Origin of the sequence: Mycobacterium sp. (assembly GCF_035653355.1) — a bacterium.
Taxonomy (GTDB): Bacteria; Actinomycetota; Actinomycetes; order Mycobacteriales; family Mycobacteriaceae; genus Mycobacterium.
This window is the reverse complement of the sequence record NZ_DASRBZ010000311.1, coordinates 1-5,461: the sequence shown is the minus strand read 5'-3', so window position 1 is coordinate 5,461 and position 5,461 is coordinate 1. Positions and strand designations below refer to the sequence as shown.

The following is a 5,461-nucleotide window of genomic DNA, read 5'->3' as shown; positions in this document are numbered from 1 at the left end:
GATGACTTCGGAACCGGAGACGCCCAGGCCGTTGACCCTGGCACCGATGATCTGCTGCGCCTGCGACAACGCCTGGCGGGTCGGACGCGACCCGTCGGGGGTTCGCGCGGTCAACGTGACCCGGGTACCGCCCTGCAGATCGATGCCGAGTTTGGGTTCGGCCCGCTTGTTCCCGGTCAGGAACACCAGCAGGGAGACGCCGACCAGCAGGACCAGGAATACCGACAGATAGCGGGCAGGATGCACCGGCGCCGAAGGCGATGCCACGTTCTCTCCTCCACTCTCGCGCTATCCGCTCCCGCGGTGGTCACTGCACCCCGCAAAGAGTACGTGCCAGTGGCCAGACCTCAGTCGTTGGTCAGCCGCTCCCGGTCAGGCGTGTCCTGCTCGACGGCGGCCTGCTCGTGGCCCAACTCGCGGGCCTCCTCGGCATCGGTGGCCTCGGCATCGGGAGTCTCCGGCTCGATACGGTCCCGAATGGCAAGCTTCATCCAGGTCGTCACCACGCCCGGCGCGATCTCGAGGTCCACTGTGTCATCGGTGATTCCGGTAATGGTCGCCTGCAACCCCGATGTGGTGTGCACACGGTCGCCGATGCGCAGCGACTCATGCAGGTCGATGGTGGCTTGCATCGCACGCTTTTGACGCCGTGACGCGAAGAACATGAATCCGGCCAGCAGAATAATCAGCGGCAAGAAGACGAACAGGTCCATGACAGCAACTATCTTTCGTATTGGTTGACGGCCAGGGCGTCAAACAGGAACAGCTCCCCGGCTTGGTAAGTCCCCAGTGTGCCATTGCGAGCCTTCGCTACCGACCCGGCGGCACACCGACGGTCTTGACGCGGCGGTGCGACAGTGAGACAACGGGCGATATGACCCGCATCGTCGACTCGGACCAGCACCTCTACGAGAGCCGCTCGCTATGGGCCGACCATATGGATCCGGCCGCCCGGGAGGAGGCACTGAGCCTGGTCGACGACGAGCTCGGCTACACCTGGCTGAGCTGGCGCGGCGCTCACCTTGCCCTGGCTGATGTCCATCTTCCCGGCAACACCGCCTCCTGCGGCGAGCACCGCAACCGGCAACGGGCCGGCGAGCCGGCGTCATACCGCTACGACGAAGCGTTGCCGGAGGCTTACTGGCTGCCCGCGGCTCGCATCGACTGGCTTGACGACGTCGGTCTCGACGAGGCCGTCCTGTTCCCCAATTTCGGCCTGCTGTGGGAGCGGCGCCTCTCGTCGTCGCTGCCCGCGCTGACCGCGAACATGACGGCGTGGAACCGCTGGTGTGCGGTGGTGCAGGCCGAGGGCCGCGGCCGTCTTCATCCGGTGGCTCATCTGACGCTGCGCGACCCGGGCTGGCTGGAGGGCGAGCTGGATGCGCTGGCGGGGGCCGGTGTCCGGCTGGCCATGATCGGCGCCGGGCCGGTGGACGGCCGAGCGCTGTCAGACCCCCAACACGACCGAATGTGGTCGGCATTCGTCGACCACGGCGTCACCCCGGTCTTCCACGTCGCTGACCAGGTCCGGGTGTTCGACGATTGCTGGTATCCGGAGGACCCGGCGGATGACTTGGCCACGACCACCGAGGCGGTGTTCTTGTGGGTGCCCCCGGCGCTGGCGTTGACCGACCTGATCTTGCATGGCGTGTTTGACCGCCATCCCGCGCTGCGCTTCGGGGTGGTCGAGCTCAGCTCGGCGTGGGTGCCGGCGTTTCTGCTGATGCTGGACGGCGCATCGGATTTCACCACCCGGCTCAACGGCAAGCCGGTAGCGAGGTTGTCGCGGCGACCGAGCGAATACTTCCTCGACCACGTGCGGGTGTCGTCGTTTTCCTACGAGGACCCCAAGCAGCTGACCGACAAGACCGGCGACGTGTTCATGTTCTGCAGCGACTACCCGCACTCCGAGGGCACCGCGACGCCACTCGACGACTACCGGCGGATGGGCTGCGACGAGCCCGCGATGCCCGGGCTCTTCCACGACAACGTCGACTCGCTGTTGGGTCGGTAACTCGGTGGAGCTCACTGAGGCGCTGCGAACCACCGGCGCCATCCGCACCTTCCGTGACCAAGCCGTCGACGACGCAGTGCTCGCCCGGATCCTGGACACCGCACGTTTCGCGCCAAGCGGCGGCAACGCGCAGGCCTGGCGGGTAGTGGTCGTCAAGGATCCCGCGACGCGGCGCCGCCTCGGCGACCTCTATGTGCAGGGCATCAGCCAGTACATGGCGATAAGCGCGGCCGGCCTGCGGCCGTGGGCGCCGACCAACGACCGCGACGCCGAGGCGCGGGCCCTTTCGGCTGGAAACCCTGCACCGCCAGGCGACTTCGCCGAGCGGTTCGATGAGGCGCCGGCGTTGCTGGCGGTGTTCGTCGACCTGTCGTTGCTGGCGGCGATGGACCGCGACATGGCCCGGTATTCGTTCGCCGGCGGGGCCTCGATCTACCCGTTCACCTGGAGCATCCTGCTCGCCGCCCGCGACGAGGGGCTGGGCGGCGTGATCACCACCATCCTGATTCGCGCTGAAGACGAGGTGAAGGCGCTGCTGGGAGCCCGCGACCCGCTGGCGTTGGCGGCAGTGATCGCGCTGGGCTACCCGGTCCGTCAACCACGCCGGCTCAACCGCGCCCCGCTGCGCGCCTTTGCCACCGTCGACTCGGTCGACGGACCCACGTTCGGTGCGCCTGGGGCATGACGCCGGCACCGATAGGCTCGAACCACGACCGCGACCCGTGAGGAGACCGACGTGCCCGCTCTCGACCAGAGTCGCCACCTCGTCACCGAAATCCCGGGCCCGGCCTCGCTGGAACTGACCAAGCGTCGCGCCGCCGCGGTGGCAAGCGGCGTCCGAAGCACCATGCCGGTATACGCGGTGCGCGCCGGGGGCGGCATCGTCGAGGACGTCGACGGCAACCGGCTGATCGACCTCGGGTCGGGCATCGCGGTTACCACGGTCGGCAATGCCGCGCCGCGCGTCGTCGACGCAGTGCGCGCCCAAGTCGCCGAGTTCACCCACACCTGCTTCATGGTGACCCCGTACGAGAACTACATCGCGCTCGCCGAACAACTCAACCGGCTGACGCCGGGCTCGGGCGACAAGCGCTCGGTTCTGTTCAACTCCGGCGCCGAGGCCGTCGAAAACGCCATCAAGATCGCCCGCTGCCATACCCGCAAACCCGCCGTGGTGGCGTTCGACCACGCCTACCACGGCCGCACCAACCTGGCGATGGCGCTGACCGCCAAGTCGATGCCGTACAAGAGCGGCTTCGGACCGTTCGCCCCGGAGATCTACCGGGCGCCGCTGTCGTACCCGTTTCGCGACCGCCTGCTCGACGAGGAGCTGGCCACCGACGGAGAGCTGGCAGCACAGCGCGCCATCCGCGTCATCGACCAGCAGGTCGGCGTCGACAACGTCGCCGCCGTGCTCATCGAACCGATCCAGGGCGAAGGCGGCTTCATCGTCCCTGCCCCCGGATTCCTGCCCACCCTGCTCGAGTGGTGCAGGCAGAACGACGTGGTGTTCATCGCCGACGAAATCCAGACGGGGTTCGCCCGTACCGGCGCGATGTTCGCCTGCGAGCACGAGGGCATCCAGCCCGACCTGATCTGCACCGCTAAGGCGATCGCCGGCGGGTTGCCGCTTTCGGCGGTGACCGGACGCGCCGCGATCATGGACGCCGCCCAACCGGGCGGTCTGGGCGGCACCTTCGGCGGCAACCCGGTCTGCTGCGCGGCGGCGCTCGCCAGCATCGCCACGATCGAGGCCGACGGGCTGGTCGAGCGGGCGCGGCAGATCGGCGAGCTGACCACGGACCGACTGCGCGCGTTGCAGCGTGACGACGAGCGGATCGGCGACGTCCGCGGCCGCGGCGCCATGATCGCCGTCGAGCTGGTGAAACCCGGCTCCGCCGAGCCCGACTTCGAGCTGACCAGCGCGCTGGCCGCCGCCGCGCACGCCGCCGGGGTCATCGTGTTGACCGCCGGCACCTTCGACAACGTCGTGCGGTTGTTGCCGCCGCTCACCATCAGCGACGAGCTGCTGACCGAAGGCCTTGACGTCATCGCAGAGCTGCTCGCCAAGCTTGAGCGGTAATTCATCTCACAACGCTCGCTCACCGCTTCCCGGAATAAGATTAGCTTCGCTAACGTAGTTTCTGCTGTGGGCGCAACGAGGCGCTGGTCAACCATCCCAAGTCGTGGTTTCGAGGTCGTGTTATGTCGATTGATATCCGTGAAGAGCAGCTAGAGCACCGCATCGCCGAGTTGACCGCCAATGATCCGCAGTTCGCCGCCGCCCGTCCTGACCCGGCGGTTGCCGCGGCCCTCGAGCAGCCCGGGCTGCGCCTGCCCCAGGTGATCCAGACGGTGCTGCAGGGTTACGCCGACCGGCCGGCGCTCGGCCAGCGTGCCGTCGAGTTCGTCACCGACCCCGAGACCGGCCGCATCTCGGCGCAACTGCTTCACCGCTTCGAGACCATTACCTATCGCGAGCTGGCCGACCGCGTCCGCGCGCTGAGCAATGCGTGGGCCGCCGACGGCGTGTCCCCGGGCGAGCGCGTCGCCGTTCTGGGTTTCACCAGCGTCGACTACACCACCATCGACGTAACCCTGGGCAGCATCGGCGCGGTGTCGGTGCCGCTGCAGACCAGCGCGGCGCTCGCGCAGCTGCGGCCGATCGTCGCCGAGACCGAGCCGGGCGTGCTCGCGGCCAGCGTCGACTACCTGTCCGACGCCGTCGAGTTGGTCCGCTCCGGGCACCTGCCGGCGCGGCTGGTGGTGTTCGACTACCGCCCGCAGGTTGACGACCACCGCGAGGCATTAGACGCCGCCCGCGCGGGTTTGGCCGATACCGCAGTCGTCGTGGAGACACTGGGCGACGTGTTGGAGCGCGGAAAGGCGTTGCCTGAGGCACCGGCGGCCCCTACCGATGACGACTCGTTGGCCCTGCTGATCTACACCTCCGGCAGCACCGGCGCACCCAAGGGTGCGATATACCCACAAAGCAACGTTGCCAAGATGTGGCGGCGCTCCAGCCGTAACTGGTTCGGGCCGACTGCCGCGTCGATCACGCTGAACTTCATGCCGATGAGCCACGTCATGGGACGCGGCATCCTCTACGGCACGCTGGGCAACGGCGGCACCGCCTACTTCGGCGCGAAGAGCGACCTGTCCACGCTGCTCGAAGACCTCGCGCTAGTGCGGCCCACCGAGCTGAACTTCGTGCCGCGAGTCTGGGACACCCTTTACGGCGAATTCCTGACCCGGGTGGACCGGCTGACGTCGGAGGGTGACGACCGCGCCACCGCCGAGGCTCAGGTGATGGACGAGCTTCGCACCAACCTGCTCGGCGGCCGGTTCATCTTTGCGATGACGGGCTCCGCGCCAACGTCGGCCGAGCTGAGGGCATGGGTCGAGTCACTTCTTGGCATGCATCTGCTCGACGGCTACGGCTCCACC

At 68.0% G+C, this 5,461-nt stretch carries 5 protein-coding genes and 1 pseudogene; 4 read left to right on the top strand and 2 right to left on the bottom strand.

Annotation, left to right across the window (positions count from 1 at the left end):
* A pseudogene (locus VFA16_RS10830) lies at positions 1 to 267 on the bottom strand (protein translocase subunit SecD); the annotation flags it as partial.
* Between the two features lie 80 nt (positions 268 to 347).
* Positions 348 to 713: a preprotein translocase subunit YajC gene (gene yajC, locus VFA16_RS10825; protein WP_324967807.1), complete on the bottom strand. Its 366-nt coding sequence runs from the start codon at positions 711 to 713 to the stop codon at positions 348 to 350.
* Positions 714 to 874: 161 nt separating this feature from the next.
* Here yajC and VFA16_RS10820 point away from each other — a divergent pair, with 161 nt between their 5' ends.
* From VFA16_RS10820 to VFA16_RS10805, 4 genes are all read left to right on the top strand, one after another.
* Complete coding sequence (locus tag VFA16_RS10820) at positions 875 to 2,014, top strand: amidohydrolase family protein (RefSeq protein WP_324967806.1); 1,140 nt, start codon at positions 875 to 877, stop codon at positions 2,012 to 2,014.
* Between the two features lie 4 nt (positions 2,015 to 2,018).
* Positions 2,019 to 2,699, top strand: coding sequence for a nitroreductase family protein (locus tag VFA16_RS10815; protein ID WP_324967805.1), 681 nt, complete (start codon positions 2,019 to 2,021; stop codon positions 2,697 to 2,699).
* Between the two features lie 51 nt (positions 2,700 to 2,750).
* Entirely contained in the window at positions 2,751 to 4,097 is a 1,347-nt protein-coding gene (gene gabT / locus VFA16_RS10810; RefSeq protein WP_324967803.1) for a 4-aminobutyrate--2-oxoglutarate transaminase, read from the top strand.
* A 122-nt stretch (positions 4,098 to 4,219) separates the two neighbouring features.
* A partial coding sequence (locus VFA16_RS10805; RefSeq protein ID WP_324967801.1) for an AMP-binding protein occupies positions 4,220 to 5,461 on the top strand: 1,242 nt, incomplete at its 3' end.